The sequence below is a fragment of the Nonlabens spongiae genome, from assembly GCF_002117125.1.
In the GTDB taxonomy this organism is placed as follows: domain Bacteria; phylum Bacteroidota; class Bacteroidia; order Flavobacteriales; family Flavobacteriaceae; genus Nonlabens; species Nonlabens spongiae.
Map to the genome: position 1 here is coordinate 1,816,082 of NZ_CP019344.1, position 17,070 is coordinate 1,833,151.

The window sequence follows — 17,070 nt, forward strand, 5'->3', positions numbered from 1 at the left end:
AAAATATCAACTGCGATGTAAAGCCATAACGTTTGATGTATCAAGAAGTATAAATTGTAATAAATAAACATAGAATCGCTATCGATGCTGAGATAACCTAGCGTTTCCGAAATACAGTTTATAATTACAACTGCCAATAGGAGGTAATAATATTTATTGAAACTAAAGCAAAAAATCGCAACCATTAAGGTTGCGATTGAATACCATGTTATGATAGATATATTTTCCAATTAAATTAGGCTTAATCCTTTGTACGGTGGTCGATAACTGAGATTGTAGTAGCCGGTTGATCCGTTACCAGATATTTTAATGGTGAGTAATTTTGAAGAACTTGAGTCATCTGGATCTTCTGCTATTGCGATGAACTGTAAACTTTGCTTACCATAAATCGACTCCATACCCGCAAGAAAGACATCTGAAAAATAATTATCAATCGTGGCTGATCCTTTGGGAATCTCACCTATGGGTTTCCTTGTTATTTTCACTGAATTGGAGTTCGTATCAAATTCAAAATTAGTATAGTATCCATAAGACGGAGTGATGTTATTGAGGTGAAAATCATGATTCTGCCCATTCTCATCTAAACAGGTCAAAATATCCCCATGATCTATATCATCATTTCTCTTATGATAATCATGAACCATAAGGCTAAGTTGCCATTGTTTCGTGTAGTCGATATAACCTTTTTCATGTGATAATTCAATGAAACTGATCTTATCATCCAATTTAGGGATATTAGAAAAATTTACAAACTTAATTCCCCCAATCTCTTGGACGTGAATACCATTTCCGCTGTTGATTTGAATATTGTTTTTATAGATCAATGTTTCCATAAGTCTTTGATTTTAAAGTTCGACCTAAAACTACTCAATCTCCTTAACAGTTTGTTAGCGTTTTTCCTATTTGTTTGAGGTTTTCTCCTATTGTGAAACAGGGCAAAGCCTGTTGTGTGCCATCAATACGAATGATAGTTTTGCTATCAGAAATAATGGGAACCGGCAGTTCTAGCCCTGTTCACAGATAGTCATCCAGACAATAAAAGTGAAAAGAAAGAGTGCTTTATTATTTATGTATGTGTGTAGTTTTTACGCTTTCGCGAAAGCGTAATCTAAATTACTCGTAAGACAGACCATGACATCAAAGTCTGCCTCCAGCCACCTAAAACCATTGCAATCCTTGCGTTTCAACTAAATCAGTATTAAATTCGAACTATCCCTGACTAATGATCAACAATAACCTTTTTCCCCACCGCATCGTTTGCATACACGGTAATTCCTCCTCATCAAGAGTCTTTGAGTGCCTCAAGGAGCTGGAAGGCGCTCACCTCTGCATCGAGGCTATAGATCTTAACGGTCATGGCAAGAACCAAAATTCCAAGACCGAGCAAGATTTTACAATTGCCACCTATAAAGCCCAGCTTATTAAGGCGATCAATGACGGCAACGGGCCAGTATTGTTGATAGGCAATTCATTGGGCGGCAACCTAGCCATAGAAATTGCAGAAAAAATTGACCATTTGAAGGGACTGGTGATCATGGGAACGCCGGTGCTCAAAAAACCTATCAACTTTGAAGAGTGCACACACCCATTACCAGAACTCGCGACCTACCTGACTGAGAAGTCCACGGATCATGACATTTATAACGCCATAGACTCTACCGTGGTGGACAAAACAGTTATCTCACACTTAAAGGAAGACTTTAAAATTACTGATGGCAGGATCAGATCGGTCATGGCAGCAGATCTGTCTAGCAGTAATGCGTTTGGGGATGAGTATTCTATTTTTACACAACTCGATGTCCCACGATATATCATAAACGGCAATCAAGATGCTCTTCTAAGATTGGATTACCTAGGGACTTTGGTAAAAGAGAGCAGCGGCGATGTCACATTGATCAAGTTTGATAACTGCGGTCACTATCCCAGCGTGGACCGTCCCGACCTCTTTATGGAAACCGTTCAAAAAATTGCCCATGCAGTATTTGAATAGGGAAAAACATACAGAAAAAGAGTTTTTACAGAAGGGAAAGCACTTTGCTTTCAAGCTCAGGAAGCTTTATCTCAAAGACCCAGAAAAATTCTACGATCTGCAGGACTACTATCCGTTCCCGGTCTACATCAACCACCGCAAGACTATTGAATACCATTTTATCAACGAGAAGTTTCTGGGCATGGGACGCGAGGTCGAGCCTATCGTGAGAAACGGTAAGGACTACTTACTGCGCGTCTCTAACGTTCCACTCTTCAACCGTGCGATGGAGAAGGCCAGGACTTTGGATAAGAACAACGACCATCAGGCCGTGTGCAACTACCTGCAGGCGATCAGATTGAATAACGAGAAGGAGGAGCCCTTTGTCACGAGCAAGATTCTAATCGACGATGCACTAACCATGAATGTCCCCTTGCTATTTACTGGCGAAGACAGCTTCTCTCAGGCCTTTAAGGAGATACTCCCCAGCAATAAGCAGGAACTCCAGCAATTCTTAAGGTTCCAGACCCTGACCAAAAGAGAAAAACAGATCACGAGACTCATAGGTCAAGGCCACTCTTCAAAACAGATCGCAGAGATGCTCTTCATCTCACCGCATTCCGTAAAGACCCACCGCAAGAACATCTACCAGAAACTGGACGTGCACAATGTTTCCACGTTGTTGAAACTGAATCTCGTGAACGACCTCGCTGGCTAGAAACGCATTCTCCCGCCTCTCTTCCCGACCACAATATACCCCAAAAGAGGTATTTGCATCCCCTTAAGACGGTTCTAGTTTTGGATTGAGTTGAGTGGTATGAACTTATTCCATGAATGTATATGTGGTTTCTCGCTTTTGCGAAAGAGGGATACAGAACTTGAACATGCTTTTTTATTGCCACTATCAAGAAATAGGGTTTTTCCTATCTAGGAATAGGGGAAAGCCTTAAAGGATTGTTAAGTAAACAGATAGGTTTGGTGAATCAAATACTTCAAGACATGAGAAATTTATACTTTATCTGTCTATTTAACTTCATCGGTGGTGTATTAGGAGCGCAAGAGCAGACAGACACCATCACTATTGATCAAAATATTGATGAGGTAAGCTACAAAGCTTTTGACAAGATCATTCAGCGAGACCTTAACTTTCTGCTCTTTGAAAATATCGCACCCCAGCAGGGCATTAGTTTTACAGCAAATGATAAGGGCAGCCAGCTTAATCTAAGTGGAATTTTATATTCTGGCTACAAAGGTATCTACACCATAAATGCTGAACTCTCCTCTACTAAAGGGGTGTATTTATTTGATGAGGATGGCGGCGAGAAAGGAACGGTTACATTCAATTATTTTAAGGCGTATCACCGAAAATATTTTAGAAAGTCCATCGAGGATCAAGACAAGATGCGAGGAGCCCATTTTGCCTTGGAGAAGATATTTCATGCATACGCAAAACTTGACACCTTAAAAACAATCCTTGACAAAGGAACAAATGAACCTGAAATAGAGTCCAATTACCTAAAAGCAAAGACAAAGCTACAGTCGCTTTCCAGAACCCATCTCAATTCCCAAGATGTACATGCCTTTGGTCAATTAGACAATTTCAGCTACAAGATGGTTAAATCAAAAGCTGGTGATAAAACTGTAAAAATTACCTATGACTGGAAACCCGCACGGATGAACGTAAAGAAAAAATACGATCTAAAGTCATTGGAACGGTTTTGCGAGCATATAGAATACATTCATAAAAAACTGGAAGAAGAATTAATCGAATACGAAATTCAAACGGCAAAAAAGAACTGGGAAACAAAGCATACGGTCTTTTTCAGCCTGCACCCTTATTATACAAGAGAATCACTAGACCTCTATGAAATTCAAGATGATTTCTCAAATTCGTTCCAAGAGATCAGCGGCGACCTTTATGGTATCAAGATTAATTTCCTGAACTATTCCTACGAGCGATTGGCAAAAATGAAATGGTGGAGGCCCCACCAGTTCTTCCTGCAAGTAGGTGGCAATTTAGGGCGCATCTCAAACCGTTCCAACTTTAGGGAACAACAACTTGCGTTTATTGATACGCTGGAAACCAGTAACGGAACAGTTCAAAACATAACCTCTAGAACCGGCTTTACCAGTCCCAGTGGGAGGTATCAATACGGGATTGGCTTTGGACTTCATACCGCTGTCTACGTGTTTCCTTGGAAATACCCATTTGGGCTCTTTGGGCAGATCAGCTATTCAGACCTGAACTTCTCGTCTGGTTCAGGAGTATCTGACAGCAGGACGATACCATTAAGAGCAGGTTTCCTTCTCAACCTTAAGAATAAGAAAAAAGACGTGGACAGAATTACCATCCAGGCCTTTGCAGATCGTTCTAACCTACGTCTCGACCCTAGTGCAAGTGATGATTGGCGCTTTGGTATAGGTGTGGGACTACCTATAAAATTTTAAACAATAATTATTAATCATAATCCCTTACCCATGAAAAACTTACTTACGACCCTCACAACAGCATTAATGCTGTTCAACGCCATTACCTTGCAAGCCCAAACCACCATAACAGTAGACAATACGCCCGGCAGCGGCGCTCAATTTTCTGATATTCAGAGTGCCGTCGATGCGGCAAGCAATGGTGATACTATCTATGTACAACAATCACAGTCTAATTATGGGGTCGTGGTAGTGGACAAGCCGGTCACTATCATTGGTAGGAGCGCTCTCGATGCTAATTTTATTACAAGGATTCAAGAAATAAGACTCACCATCGGATCCGACGGTACAATTATCCGAGGTGTAAGCGTAATAAACGGTATCTCAACTGTAGGTGAGGGGGGCGCAAACCCAACGACTGGAGTCATTTCAAACATCACAATAACGGAATGTACAACATCTATAAACTTAGGTTCTGATGGTTCATCCGATAGCTATGATGTTCAAAATATCACTCTGAGCGGTATTAATCATCGCGGTATTGATCTAGACTCGACAGTAAGCAATGTTCTTATCGATAATTCTTCAATTACCGCCTTGTCCGCTTCAAACCCCAGCGCATTGCTAGTTTCAAATTGCATTTTTGAAATGAGGAGTACATCCCAGCCTCAAATCATTAACTCCAATGTAAATGGTACTATAACTATTACCAACACGATTTTTGAAGGTCCTGTAAGCACGCTCAGAATAAGCGGCAACTACAGTTTGAGCTTCTGTCTGCTTGTCAATGTAAACGATCCTACTAATCCGGTTACTGTTGAACCGAACACTTCGGCCACAAACAATGTCAACAATTGTATTTTTGGTCAGGATCCTCTATTTGTTCTCAATGGGCCTATTCCAGGCGGGCAGGGAATATTTACCACAATCCCAGATTTTAACCTTCAAACTGGATCACCAGCAATAGGCGCGGGTTTTCAGGGCGAAAATATTGGATATGAAAGTACATTCAATTTTAAGCGTCTGGGAAAACCTAGAAATTTTCCAGAAGTAAAGATTACAAACTTTACCAATATAAGCCAACCAAACGGCACGCTGACTTTTGAGATCCAGGCGACTTCCCACTAAAATTTAGAATCATGAATTCAGAATTTAGAATTATGGGATCAAATCATCTTTCAATAGGCAAACTGTTTTTGACATTTTTATTTGTTCTGCTGTGTTCCGCTTTCGCGAAAGCGCAAGACATCACGACCGCAGAATACTTTATAGACAATGACCCGGGAGTGGGACAGGCTACCATACTCAGCCTCAATAATACGGGAACAAATCTTACAGATCAATTTACGATCAACACGGGCAATCTCACCATAGGCTTTCACAGACTATACACAAGGGTGCAAAATGCAAACAACACTTGGGGTCACTACGATGGTTTTCTTTTCTATGTGGCTGACACCACTCCCGTAAGCAATCCTGCCCTACCTGATCTTGCCGCAGCAGAATATTTTATCGATACGGATCCTGGCGTGGGGCAGGCAACGGCGATTCCCCTCAATTCAAATGGCTCCGCTATCACCGATACATTCATGGTCAATGTAGGCGCGATCACACCGGGTTTTCACCGTCTCTATGTGCGAGTGCAGGATGCCAATGGCGTCTGGTCGCAATACGATCAGTTTTTGTTTTACGTTACCGATCCCAACGACAATCCGCCCGGGCCGCTGCCCACTATTGTCGCGGCAGAATATTTTTTGGGAACTGATCCAGGACTGGGCAATGCAACAGCGGTTACACTTACACCTACGGGAACTCCTGACCATTTCATGTTTGACATTGATTTTTCAGGCTTGCCAAGTTGTTCAACGACTCCTTTTCACTTGAGGGTGCAAAATAGTGATGGTGTCTGGTCCCTTTACGACTACGATCCCGCGCTGCAATTGCCCGACACCGAAGCTTCTGTTGCAGATAACGCAAGCCTCACCACGATAAACGAACAATGTGAGGTCACCAGCCTTACCGCGCCTACGGCTACAGACTCTTGCACGGGCATGCAGGTAACTGGTACGAGCAACGTGAGCTTTCCTATTACTGCTAGCACTACGGTTTCTTGGACTTATGACGACGGGAATGGCAACATCACAACACAAGACCAGCAGATCATCGTTCAGGATACAGATGTTCCCGATGCTGTCGCACAACCTATTACGGTAGACCTCAACGGAGCGGTAAGTATTTCCATTCTCCCAACTGATATAGACGATGGATCGACAGATAATTGCTCCACGCCAGTATTGACCCTGTCACAGAACACTTTTACGGCAGTAGGAACGTATCAAATTACCCTAACGGCTACAGATTCCGCTGGAAATTTTGATGAGGATACAGTGACGGTAACCGTCGTTGATTCTACGTTGGGTATTCATGATCAGGACATCTCCGCATCGTTTGAGGTCTACCCCAATCCTACGTCGGGCGATTTGCATGTAGAGTCCAGCCAGCAGTTGGAGCGCATTGAACTGTACTCTATTACCGGAAAACTCCTTATGTCAATAAATGAATCGGTCGATGTTATCGATCTGTCAAAATATCAATCCGGCTTCTACCTAATCAAATTTATGGACGTGTACGGCAATACCGCTGTAAAACGCGTTATCAAAAATTAGCCACCAGCCATTTTTATGGCACAGCGCCTCGGGAATTAGGGGAACCGAGGCGCTTTGACTTTTAGTTGGATTCTTTTGGTTTTTACGCTTTCGCGAAAGCGTAAATAATTGAAGCCTTTTTAATTAATAGGGTTTTTCCTAACGAGGAATAGGGGAAAGCCTTAAGCAAGCACCAGCCATGTAATTACATTTTAAAAAATGTAAAAGTTTGGATTATGAATTTAAAACTACCTAGTATCGTTATCATTTATTTTATTTTGATGATCACGCAATCGCACGCACAAAACAACCTTGAATCTATAGTGGAACAGTTCTGGAACGGAGCTTCTTATGAAGACTCTAACGGCCGTGATCTATTCTATGACTCAAATGGAAATTTAATTACTGATATATATTATTTCCGAAACGGTTTAACTTGGGAACCTTCTGAAAAAACCGATTATATATACGGATCAAATGGAATGGTCTCGCAAGAGATATTTAGTATCTATCAAGGATCTGGCATGCCCACTCCATACTCCCGCACCAGCTACACCTATTCTTCAAACAATGTTACTTTTATACTGGACGAAGAGTTTGAAAATGGTCAATGGGTAAATCAATTAAGGGGTCAGCTCTCGTATAACTCAAATGGTATAAGCCAGTTTCTAATTGAAGAATGGACTGGATCGTCTTGGTTTCTGACAGAAACCATTGACTTTATATATTCAAACAATCGACTTACCGAAGTGAACTTCGAATACTGGGATGGTTCACAATACATTAATGATGGTCGAGACCTCTACACCTATAATTCAAACGGTCAGGTGGCCACCTATACTATTGAATCTTGGGATGGTTCCAACTATGTAGATCCTGAAACTTTAGAATATACTTACGATGTTGCAGGCAATCTTACCCAGCTAAGAGAATCATATGATAATGGAAATGGCAATTTATTTGTCAATCTTTCAGACTATAATTATGATACTAATAATCTTATGGCATCGTACAATAATCCCTTCAACGACCGAACCGGTATAGATTATCTCTTTGATGTTCAACCTAATTATGTGAATCAAATTTCTGAAATTCTCACGACTCAAGACAGTAACAACAGTGGGAACTTTACGCCAAGTAATCGTAAGTCGTATAATTATGATACCCAGCTGTTGAGTGCTCAGGAAATTGTTACTGAAAATGAAATAATCGTTTTCCCAAATCCTACCTCCAGTATACTTTATATCGACTCGCAGCAAGACTTAAAACAGATAGATGTATTCTCAATTACTGGCAAACTTGTTTTGACGTTAACTAAGAATCTTCATGAAGTCAATTTGTCAAATTTAACTTCGGGAGTTTATTTAATCAAACTGCAGGATGTAAATGGAAATTCATTTGTCAAACGGATCGTAAAGTCTTAGCCAACCAACCATCTTAATGGCACAGCGCCTCGGGAATTAGGGGAATCGAGGCGCTTTTTTTATTTATTCGCTTTCGCGAAAGCGTCATTAAAAAAAGTAATAATCAGAAATAGAGTTTTTCCTATTTACAAATAGGTTTTTCCCTTAAGAATGAAAATTAACGCAAAGCTATATTTGAATAAGTAAATAAGGGAGACTTTTCATGTTTATTACTTAACCGCCATCAAGTTTATGGCACAGCGCTCTGGCAATTAAGGGGAAAAAGCCAGGGCGCTTTTTTTATCTCTTCTTCCGCAACAAATAAATCGCTAGCGCCACAACACATACCAGTATCGCGATAAAAAAAACAGTAATTCCAGAAAGTGGATTCATACCTTAAGATTTAAGAGCAGCAATACTGCGCTCCAACGTTTCAATCTTAGCAACGGCATCTGCCTGTTTTTTCTTCTCTAATGCAACCACTTGTTCTGGTGCATTGTTGACAAAACGTTCGTTACCTAATTTCTTTTCCACTCCCTTCAAAAATGCTTGAGCGCGGTGTAATTCCGATTGTAGTTTTTCAAGTTCAGCTTCAGTATCTATAGCGCCTGCAAAGGGAATGAAATACTCATTAGAATTGACCCTGTAGCTAGCCGCTCCATCCAGTTGCTCAGAAATGACCTCAATTGAGGATATGTTTCCCATTTTCTGGATGAGGCCGTCATAGCGATCGCTCGTCTTTTCGTTATTGATCACTTTCAACTCTATCTCGTTCTTAAAAGCAATCTGTTTTTCCTTACGCACTTTTCTTATACCTGAAATTACGTCTTGAACTAACGTGAAATCCTCCAGAAGCGATTCATCAATCTGATGAGCCTCTGGCCACTTGTTGACACAAAGAGCATCTTTTGAATTGCGCTCTCTTAAAGAATGCCACAATTCCTCAGTCGCAAAAGGTGTGAAGGGATGCATGATCCTCAAATTGTCCTCAAAAAGGTCTATAACTTCCTCGTAGGTTTTGGCATCAATAGGTTGCTGGTATGTAGGCTTTATAATCTCAAGCAACCAACCGCAGAAGTCGTCGTAAACCAATTTATAGACCGCCATTAACACATCACTGATGCGGTATTTTGAATAATGATCTTCGACCTCTGAAAGTACCTGACTGAATTTACTTTTATACCACGCAATCGCTTGCTGGCTGTGCAAAGGTTGCTCGATGGACGCATCTACTTCCCAGCCTTTGATCAAATCGTGGGCACTCAGATTTTTCTTGATAAATCCTTTTCCTTGCTGACAGAGCGCCTCGTCAAACATCAGGTCATTGCCAGCAGCGCTGCTCAATAACAAGCCCACACGTACACCGTCTGCACTGTACTCCTCAATCAGTTTTAAGGCGTCCGGACTGTTGCCCAGCGACTTGGACATTTTACGCCGTTGCTTATCACGCACCAGTCCCGTGAGATACACTTTGTCAAAAGGTTTCTCGTCGCGCAATTCATAACCTGCAACGATCATACGCGCCACCCAGAAAAACAAGATATCAGGACCCGTTACCAAGTCACGAGTTGGGTAATAATAATTGATCTCTTCATTTTCAGGCTCCAGCACACCATTGAAAACACTTATAGGCCACAACCAGCTTGAGAACCAGGTGTCTAGAACATCAGTTTCCTGTCTGAGGTCAGTAGCCTGGATGGAGTTGTTGTTTGTACGCTTTCGCGAAAGCGTTACAGCCTCCTCCACACTTCCAGCTACTACAAAATCTTCTTTTCCATCACCATAGTAATAAGCTGGAATGCGTTGTCCCCAAACGAGTTGACGTGATATGTTCCAGTCGCGCACATTTTCCATCCAGTGGAAATAAGTACTCTTGAACTTAGAAGGCAAAAGCTCAACGATATCTTCTTTAACAGCTTTGATCGCCGGTTGTGCGAGTTCTTCCATCTTGAGAAACCACTGGTCAGAAAGTCGTGGCTCGATGACGGCGCCTGTGCGCTCACTAGTACCTACTTTGTGAACGTGATTTTCCTTTTTTAGCAAAAACCCTTTTTCATCAAGCTCCTGACTGATCTGTTTGCGCACGTCAAAACGATCTTTACCTTCATAATGCAGGCCGTAGCTATTGAGCGTTCCATTTGCATTGAAAATATCGATCACCTCTAAGTTGTGGGTCTCACCTATCTTTTTATCATTCTCATCGTGAGCGGGAGTAATCTTGAGTGCACCCGTACCAAATTCTGTATCTACATAAGAGTCTGCAATAATCGGTATCTCGCGATTTGCAATGGGTACAATAGCTGTTTTACCAACGAGTTTTGTGAATCGATCATCTTCTGGATTGACACAAATCGCCGTATCACCGAGAATAGTTTCAGGTCGAGTGGTAGCGATCACAATATGATCATCGCTGTCTTTGATGGCGTATTTCAAATAATAAAGATGCCCGTTGCGCTCTTCATAATTCACTTCCTCATCGCTGAGTGTGGTTTGAGCTTCTGGATCCCAATTCACCATGCGGTAACCGCGGTAAATCAAACCTTTTTTATAAAGGTCGATAAATACATTAATCACGCTCGCACTCATGTCATCGTCGAGGGTAAACTTAGTGCGTGACCAGTCGCAACTTGCGCCCAGTTTTTTGAGCTGTTCCAGAATGATTCCACCGTACTCATGGGTCCAGTCCCAAGCGTGTTGTAAAAACTCTTCTCTTGTCAGGTCGTTTTTATCAATTCCCTGATCCTTGAGTTTTTTGACAACCTTAGCTTCAGTCGCTATACTGGCGTGATCTGTTCCCGGCACCCAGCATGCATTATAACCTTTAAGTCGCGCACGGCGTATCAAGACGTCTTGAATGGTATTGTTGAGCATGTGTCCCATGTGTAAGACTCCCGTCACATTAGGCGGCGGTATCACAATGGTGTAGCTTTCCCTATCGTCTGGAACTGACTTGAAAAAGTCGTGTTCCATCCAGTAGTCATACCATTTTTGCTCTACGGTTTGCGAGTTGTAATTAGAAGCTAGGGACATATTGGCTCAATTTTTGACTATCAAAGGGCAAAAGTACCATTTAACCTTTGTAAAGCATAATGAGTTATACGATTATAAATCGTAGATTTATCGAATACTTTCCAGCTATGAAATATCCTATTTTGATTACTGTTTTACTGAGTATCCTAAGCATAAGCTCGATCCATTCTCAGAGCGATGCCCAAACTCTCAATACCACAGTTGAATTTGAGGCCACGGTTTTGGATTTTGGAACAATTAGTAAGAGTAGTGATGGTCGCAAAACTTTCGTCTTTAAAAATACTGGAGAGGAACCTCTGGTTATATCTAAAGTTTTTTCATCCAGCCATTTGAGGGTCGTCAAATATCCACAAGAACCTGTTCAGCCCGGTGAAAAGGGAGAAATCGTAATTAAGTATGACACCAATCGTGTAGGACCTATTGTGAAAACGGTGACCGTTATGATGAATATCAAAGAAAAAGCGATTCCGCTTCAGGTGAAAGGTGAAGTGAAATTGTAAAGGCTATTCTATTATTGGCTTCAGTTTTAGTCGCACCTTGTAGTATTCTTTTCCGCGTTTCATTTTTAATTTGACTACAGATCCTGGATCGCGGTAAAATAAATATGTGACTTCTCCCATACTGAATTCGCCCAAGTCCTTGTTAAATAAGCCAACTACCTGATCTCCCTCTTTTATTCCATTGAGATCTGCTGGAGAATCTGGAGCGACGTAGGATACGATGATTTTTTTGGCGTATCGATAGAAAAATGTTTTAGTCTGCCCGATTTCTATTTTCTTCATAGAGCGCACTTCTGTAGCTTTATCGGGATCGTAATTATATTTCACATCAGTCACCAGCTCTTCCTTACCTTCCCTGAGTTTTAATCCAGCCATATTATAATAAAAACCATCTTTAAAAGCCCTTGTTTGACGCAGATATAAAAATTCATCATCATAGTCAATCACGACTTCAAAACGTCTTAGAACCTCACCTCCTATCGAGCCGCGATTCAAATCACTGGACTGGAAATTTTCTCGATCCAATTCAGGGTAGGCAAAAGTGATTTTATCAAAAGTAAATTCGCCAATTTCAAGCGTATCAACTTTTGAACGGAATCCATATACATCACCACTCATCCCAAAACCAAGATAGTCCCTGAATCCTTTAACAGGCATTTTGAATTGCTCATCTTTTTCAAAAAGCCAAAGCGCGTCTCCACTACCCGTATCCAGTAATAAACGCGTAGGCATTGCTGAACTATCATTTTTGACTTGAGCGTTTATATATAACTTCTCGCTTACTTTTTCCAGCTTTATTTTTTCATATCTAGATAATCTCAAAGCAGATTCATCTTTGTAGGTTAAAATACGTTCACGACGAAAGTCTAGTTCAACTAAATGATTTTTAAAAAATTCAATTCCTATAATACCATTCACCTCAGTACCCAAAATCGGTAGAAAACTTATCTGACTTTCAGTAAGAACATTAATAGTTGCATTTTCAGATTTCAGTTCGCCTATTTGAATAAGGTTTTGAGAGCTTTCTATCGCTTTAAAAGGCTCTAAGCTTCCATAACCCCTGATGGTCGTTTCTCTTCCTTGACCTACATTCAAACTGTCGACACCATTTAAATTGAAAATGGTAGATCGAGACGCACCACTGTCAATGATAAATCGCAATTCCGTACCATTAACTTTTGCTCTAGCGATCATGATTCCAGAAACCACATCTACAGGTATTTCTACCTCATCAGCACCGTCAGGCAAGGTGAACTCTAGCGCGCAGAGCGGTAAAATAAATACAAGAATTGCTAAGAGGTTTATAAAATTTCTCATCTTCACTTGTAAGATCGTCAAAATGCATGGCACTCATGACACCAAATAGTACCTTTGTCGTAATTAATATAAGAAATGCCCAAAATATCTGAAAAAGGACAGGCGATGCCGTCCTCTCCCGTTAGAAAATTAGTTCCCTTTGCTGAAGCTGCCGTCAAAAAAGGCAGAACGATCTACCAGTTAAACATAGGACAACCAGATATTAAAACTCCTGAACAAGCCCTTCAAGCCGTTAAGGATGCAGACATGGAAGTACTTGAGTACAGCCATAGTGCAGGTAATCAAAGCTACCGCGATAAATTAGCAAATTATTACAACAATTTAGGTTTTGACATCTCAAGTGATGACATTATAGTATCAACTGGCGGTAGTGAGGCATTACTTTTTGTGATGGGGTCTATTTGCGACCAGGGTGACGAGGTGATTATCCCAGAACCGTTTTATGCAAATTACAATGGTTTTGCAGCGGCCAGCGGCGTTACCGTAAAACCCATTCATACTAAAATTGAAGAAAATTTCTCACTACCCTCTATTGCAGAATTTGAGAAACTCATTACTGATAAGACTAAAGCAATTCTCATCTGTAACCCAGGTAACCCGACCGGTTATTTGTATACCGAAAATGAAATGCAGCAACTGGCAGAATTGGTTAAAAAACACGACCTTTTTCTCGTAGCTGACGAGGTCTATCGAGAATTTGCCTATGATGGCCGCATCCATCACTCTGTTTTGAGTCTTAAGGGTATTGAGCAAAACGCCATCATGGTAGATTCCGTATCAAAAAGATATAGTATGTGTGGTGCCCGTATAGGCTGTCTGGTTTCTAAAAATAAGGAAATCATGGGAGCAGCAATGAAATTTGCCCAGGCGCGATTGAGCCCTCCTACTTTTGCTCAAATTGCTGCTGAGGCTGCTCTGGATACGCCCCAGGAGTATTTTGACGAGGTTATTCAAGAGTACATTGAGAGACGTGATTTATTGATCAACGGGCTCAAAGAAATCGAGGGCGTTAAGGTAGCTAACCCAGGCGGCGCATTTTATTGCGTTGCAGAATTGCCCGTAGAAGATACTGATGCTTTTGCGCAATGGTTGCTGGAGTATTTTGATTTGAATAACGAGACGGTCATGGTCGCGCCTGCAGCCGGATTCTACAGCACACCAGGCATGGGTAAAAACCAGATACGCATTGCTTATGTTCTGGAAAAGGAAGCAATAAGAAAGTCTATCAAAATCTTGCAAGCGGGTCTTAAAGAATACACGGCGTGATTGAGGTCCGGGAGCAATTTTCCTTAAAGGAGTATAATACTTTTGGAGTTTCCGCTTTCGCGAAAGCGTACATAAAAGCAACCTCACTGCAACAATTAAAGGAAGCGATAGGATATTGTAACGGTCAGGATATTTTCTTGCTGGGCGGCGGAAGCAACATGCTCATCAAAAACAATATTGAGCGCACCGTTGTACACGTATGCCTAAAAGGTAAAGAGGTTCTCAATAATGTAAAGGGCAAAGTCAGTCTGAAAGTCATGGCTGGCGAAAACTGGCACGAGCTGGTTCTCTACTGCATCGAGCAAAACTATGCCGGTTTAGAAAATCTATCTCTTATCCCTGGAAATGTGGGGACTGCTCCTATTCAAAATATAGGTGCTTATGGCGTAGAACTTAAGGATGTTTTTGTGAGTTGCGATGTTTTGGACACCGCGACCCTTGAAGAAAAGACGCTGACTAAACAAGAATGCAAATTCGGTTATCGGGACAGTATTTTCAAGAATGAGGCGCTGGGAAAATATGTGATCACCGCTGTCACATTTGAGCTGACTGATTTGAATTCTACAGATGATTATCAGCTTAAAACGGATTACGGCGCTATAAAAAAGGAACTTGCCCGACTTGAAGGTCCCGTGAATATTCAAAAAGCATCTCAGGCAGTCATTAATATTAGGAGTAGCAAACTCCCTGATCCTAAAGTTATAGGGAACAGTGGTAGTTTCTTTAAAAATCCAGTGATAGAGAAACGCTTGTACGATGACTTAAAATCCCGCTTTCCAGATTTACCATGCTATCCTTTGGATGATTTGCATGTCAAAGTTCCTGCTGGATGGTTGATCGACAAGTCTGGATTGAAAGGCAAGCGATATGGCGATGCTGGAGTGCACGATCGTCAGGCACTCGTTTTAGTCAATCATGGTAATGCAACCGGTGAGGAGATTCTAGAAGTGGCACATAAGGTCCAGAAAGCGGTTAAAAAAACCTTTGATATCAATATTGAAATGGAAGTTAATCTGATTGAAGGCTAGTGATAGCCCGAGTAAATCTCTTCATCAATAAATTCTAGTCGGCATGGCGTTTGTCTTGTATATGTAAATTTTATCTTTGCATTATGGATTTAAAACTATTTTTAATCACCTTCGGTTTATTAGCACTAGCTTTTGCTGGAATTGCTATAAAAATATGGGGAAAGAAAGATGGAAAATTTGCCGGTACTTGCGCCAGTCAAAACCCATACCTAAACAAAACAGGCGAAGCGTGCAGCATGTGCGGTAAATTACCCGACGAGCAGGATTGCAAAAATCCAGAGAAGACCACTCGATAATTTATCATGATCCTAGATCTCTTCGTCTGGTTTCTGGCCGGGTTCACGATTCTTAATTTAGGGTATTACCTATACTTCTCAAAGTTCTCTTTTATTACCAAGTCAACTTGCGATCGCACTTCGACTACGCTCAGTGACATCGCACCACATGCTTCTGAAACTATTGATGCGGTCTCAGTAATCATTTGTGCTAAAAACGAAGAGGAAAACCTCAAAAGATTACTACCGCTACTACTTGAACAAAACCATCCCAATTTTGAAGTAGTTGTTGTAAATGACTACAGTAAGGACAACACACTTGAGGTTATCGAATCATTCATGGAGAAAGACTCCCGAGTAAAATTGGTAGATATTGTTCCAAATGAATCTTTTTGGGGAAATAAAAAATATGCTTTAACGCTGGGGATCAAAAAAGCGAGAAATAATAAGTTACTTTTTACTGATGCCGATTGCACACCAGCCAGTAAAAGTTGGATCTCAGAAATGACTCAGCAATTAGTGGATAAAAAAACTATTGTGCTGGGATATAGTGGCTATGAAAAAATAAAAGGTTCCTTCCTCAATGCGCTTATCCGGTTTGAAACTGCCATTGCCGCCACCCAATATCTAAGTTACGCGGTAAGAGGAAACGCTTATATGGGAGTAGGTCGCAACCTCGCTTATACCGCTGACCAATTTTACGCCTCTAGTGGCTTTATGAGTCACATGAAGGTTTTGGGTGGTGATGACGATCTTTTTGTAAACGAAGCAGCAAACCGCGAGAATGTTGCAGTGAGCCTGAATCCAGATTCATTCACTTACAGCGTGCCTAAAAAATCATGGAACGCGTGGTGGAAGCAAAAAAGAAGACACATCAATACCGCTGGTCATTACAAATGGAAACATAAAATCGCTCTGGGGCTATTTTTTGTTTCTCAAATAGGCTTTTTTGCATCGGCTGTAGTTGCTGGAATTTTTAGTCCTTTTTGGATGATTGTATTGGGAATTATTGTTTTGCGTTATCTAGTCACCTGGCTAGTAATAGGATATGCGTTCAAAAAACTACAGGAGTCAGCGCTTGTTTGGTTTTACCCGTTTTATGAAGTCATTTTGCTCTTCAGTCAGGGTGCGTTATACTTCAACAACCTTGTTGCTCCACCCAGATACTGGGAATAGTCAGTTTTGAAAATTCAAACGACTACTTAATCAC

At 41.1% G+C, this 17,070-nt stretch carries 14 protein-coding genes; 11 read left to right on the forward strand and 3 right to left on the reverse strand.

Features of this window, described 5'->3' with window-relative positions:
• Positions 1 to 230: 230 nt before the first annotated feature.
• Entirely contained in the window at positions 231 to 833 is a 603-nt protein-coding gene (locus BST97_RS08395) for a hypothetical protein (RefSeq protein ID WP_085766816.1), read from the reverse strand.
• A gap of 389 nt (positions 834 to 1,222) precedes the next feature.
• On the opposite strand from BST97_RS08395, the gene BST97_RS08400 reads away from it, so the two are divergent.
• The 6 genes from BST97_RS08400 to BST97_RS08425 all read left to right on the forward strand — a co-directional run bounded on the left by BST97_RS08400 (position 1,223) and on the right by BST97_RS08425 (position 8,465).
• Positions 1,223 to 1,990 carry an alpha/beta fold hydrolase gene (locus BST97_RS08400; protein ID WP_085766817.1) on the forward strand — a complete coding sequence of 256 codons (768 nt, stop codon included), beginning with the start codon at positions 1,223 to 1,225 and terminating at the stop codon, positions 1,988 to 1,990.
• Positions 1,974 to 2,687, forward strand: a complete 714-nt coding sequence (locus BST97_RS08405; RefSeq protein WP_085766818.1) for a response regulator transcription factor — start codon at positions 1,974 to 1,976, stop codon at positions 2,685 to 2,687. The genes BST97_RS08400 and BST97_RS08405 overlap by 17 nt, the downstream gene beginning before the upstream one ends.
• A gap of 281 nt (positions 2,688 to 2,968) precedes the next feature.
• Positions 2,969 to 4,417, forward strand: coding sequence for a hypothetical protein (locus tag BST97_RS08410; protein WP_157111549.1), 1,449 nt, complete (start codon positions 2,969 to 2,971; stop codon positions 4,415 to 4,417).
• 30 nt (positions 4,418 to 4,447) lie between these two features.
• Positions 4,448 to 5,524: a right-handed parallel beta-helix repeat-containing protein gene (locus BST97_RS08415; RefSeq protein ID WP_085766820.1), complete on the forward strand. Its 1,077-nt coding sequence runs from the start codon at positions 4,448 to 4,450 to the stop codon at positions 5,522 to 5,524.
• A gap of 11 nt (positions 5,525 to 5,535) precedes the next feature.
• Positions 5,536 to 7,062: a T9SS type A sorting domain-containing protein gene (locus BST97_RS08420; RefSeq protein WP_085766821.1), complete on the forward strand. Its 1,527-nt coding sequence runs from the start codon at positions 5,536 to 5,538 to the stop codon at positions 7,060 to 7,062.
• A gap of 215 nt (positions 7,063 to 7,277) precedes the next feature.
• Positions 7,278 to 8,465, forward strand: a complete 1,188-nt coding sequence (locus BST97_RS08425; protein WP_085766822.1) for a T9SS type A sorting domain-containing protein — start codon at positions 7,278 to 7,280, stop codon at positions 8,463 to 8,465.
• Between the two features lie 375 nt (positions 8,466 to 8,840).
• On the opposite strand, the gene BST97_RS08430 is transcribed toward BST97_RS08425, so the two are convergent.
• The gene (locus tag BST97_RS08430; RefSeq protein WP_085766823.1) at positions 8,841 to 11,474 is read right to left on the reverse strand and encodes a valine--tRNA ligase; all 2,634 of its coding nucleotides are present in this window, start codon (positions 11,472 to 11,474) and stop codon (positions 8,841 to 8,843) included.
• Between the two features lie 107 nt (positions 11,475 to 11,581).
• Here BST97_RS08430 and BST97_RS08435 point away from each other — a divergent pair, with 107 nt between their 5' ends.
• Positions 11,582 to 11,974: a DUF1573 domain-containing protein gene (locus BST97_RS08435; RefSeq protein WP_085768198.1), complete on the forward strand. Its 393-nt coding sequence runs from the start codon at positions 11,582 to 11,584 to the stop codon at positions 11,972 to 11,974.
• 3 nt (positions 11,975 to 11,977) lie between these two features.
• On the opposite strand, the gene BST97_RS08440 is transcribed toward BST97_RS08435, so the two are convergent.
• Entirely contained in the window at positions 11,978 to 13,291 is a 1,314-nt protein-coding gene (locus BST97_RS08440) for an aspartyl protease family protein (protein ID WP_085766824.1), read from the reverse strand.
• Positions 13,292 to 13,366: 75 nt separating this feature from the next.
• On the opposite strand from BST97_RS08440, the gene BST97_RS08445 reads away from it, so the two are divergent.
• The 4 genes from BST97_RS08445 (at position 13,367) to BST97_RS08460 (ending at position 17,036) form a co-directional block, all read left to right on the forward strand.
• On the forward strand, positions 13,367 to 14,557 hold the full coding sequence (locus tag BST97_RS08445) for a pyridoxal phosphate-dependent aminotransferase (RefSeq protein WP_085766825.1): 1,191 nt from the start codon (positions 13,367 to 13,369) through the stop codon (positions 14,555 to 14,557).
• Positions 14,554 to 15,585, forward strand: a complete 1,032-nt coding sequence (murB, locus tag BST97_RS08450; protein ID WP_085766826.1) for a UDP-N-acetylmuramate dehydrogenase — start codon at positions 14,554 to 14,556, stop codon at positions 15,583 to 15,585. The genes BST97_RS08445 and murB overlap by 4 nt, the downstream gene beginning before the upstream one ends.
• Positions 15,586 to 15,668: 83 nt before the next feature.
• A complete protein-coding gene (locus tag BST97_RS08455) occupies positions 15,669 to 15,881 on the forward strand; it encodes a membrane or secreted protein (protein WP_085766827.1) in 213 nt (70 codons plus the stop codon).
• A 6-nt stretch (positions 15,882 to 15,887) separates the two neighbouring features.
• Positions 15,888 to 17,036 (forward strand): glycosyltransferase, encoded by a 1,149-nt coding sequence (locus BST97_RS08460; protein ID WP_085766828.1) that lies wholly within the window; start codon positions 15,888 to 15,890, stop codon positions 17,034 to 17,036.
• Positions 17,037 to 17,070: the final 34 nt, after the last annotated feature.

Bases quoted from the DNA above. Each gene is read 5' to 3' on its own strand.
- BST97_RS08400 (WP_085766817.1), top strand. From the start codon at position 1,223: ATGATCAACAATAACCTTTTTCCCCACCGCATCGTTTGCATACACGGT.
- BST97_RS08395 (WP_085766816.1), bottom strand. From the start codon at position 833: ATGGAAACATTGATCTATAAAAACAATATTCAAATCAACAGCGGAAAT.
- BST97_RS08445 (WP_085766825.1), top strand. From the start codon at position 13,367: ATGCCCAAAATATCTGAAAAAGGACAGGCGATGCCGTCCTCTCCCGTT.
- BST97_RS08420 (WP_085766821.1), top strand. From the start codon at position 5,536: ATGAATTCAGAATTTAGAATTATGGGATCAAATCATCTTTCAATAGGC.
- BST97_RS08460 (WP_085766828.1), top strand. From the start codon at position 15,888: ATGATCCTAGATCTCTTCGTCTGGTTTCTGGCCGGGTTCACGATTCTT.
- BST97_RS08405 (WP_085766818.1), top strand. From the start codon at position 1,974: ATGCAGTATTTGAATAGGGAAAAACATACAGAAAAAGAGTTTTTACAG.
- BST97_RS08455 (WP_085766827.1), top strand. From the start codon at position 15,669: ATGGATTTAAAACTATTTTTAATCACCTTCGGTTTATTAGCACTAGCT.
- BST97_RS08425 (WP_085766822.1), top strand. From the start codon at position 7,278: ATGAATTTAAAACTACCTAGTATCGTTATCATTTATTTTATTTTGATG.
- BST97_RS08435 (WP_085768198.1), top strand. From the start codon at position 11,582: ATGAAATATCCTATTTTGATTACTGTTTTACTGAGTATCCTAAGCATA.
- BST97_RS08415 (WP_085766820.1), top strand. From the start codon at position 4,448: ATGAAAAACTTACTTACGACCCTCACAACAGCATTAATGCTGTTCAAC.
- BST97_RS08410 (WP_157111549.1), top strand. From the start codon at position 2,969: ATGAGAAATTTATACTTTATCTGTCTATTTAACTTCATCGGTGGTGTA.
- BST97_RS08440 (WP_085766824.1), bottom strand. From the start codon at position 13,291: ATGAGAAATTTTATAAACCTCTTAGCAATTCTTGTATTTATTTTACCG.
- BST97_RS08430 (WP_085766823.1), bottom strand. From the start codon at position 11,474: ATGTCCCTAGCTTCTAATTACAACTCGCAAACCGTAGAGCAAAAATGG.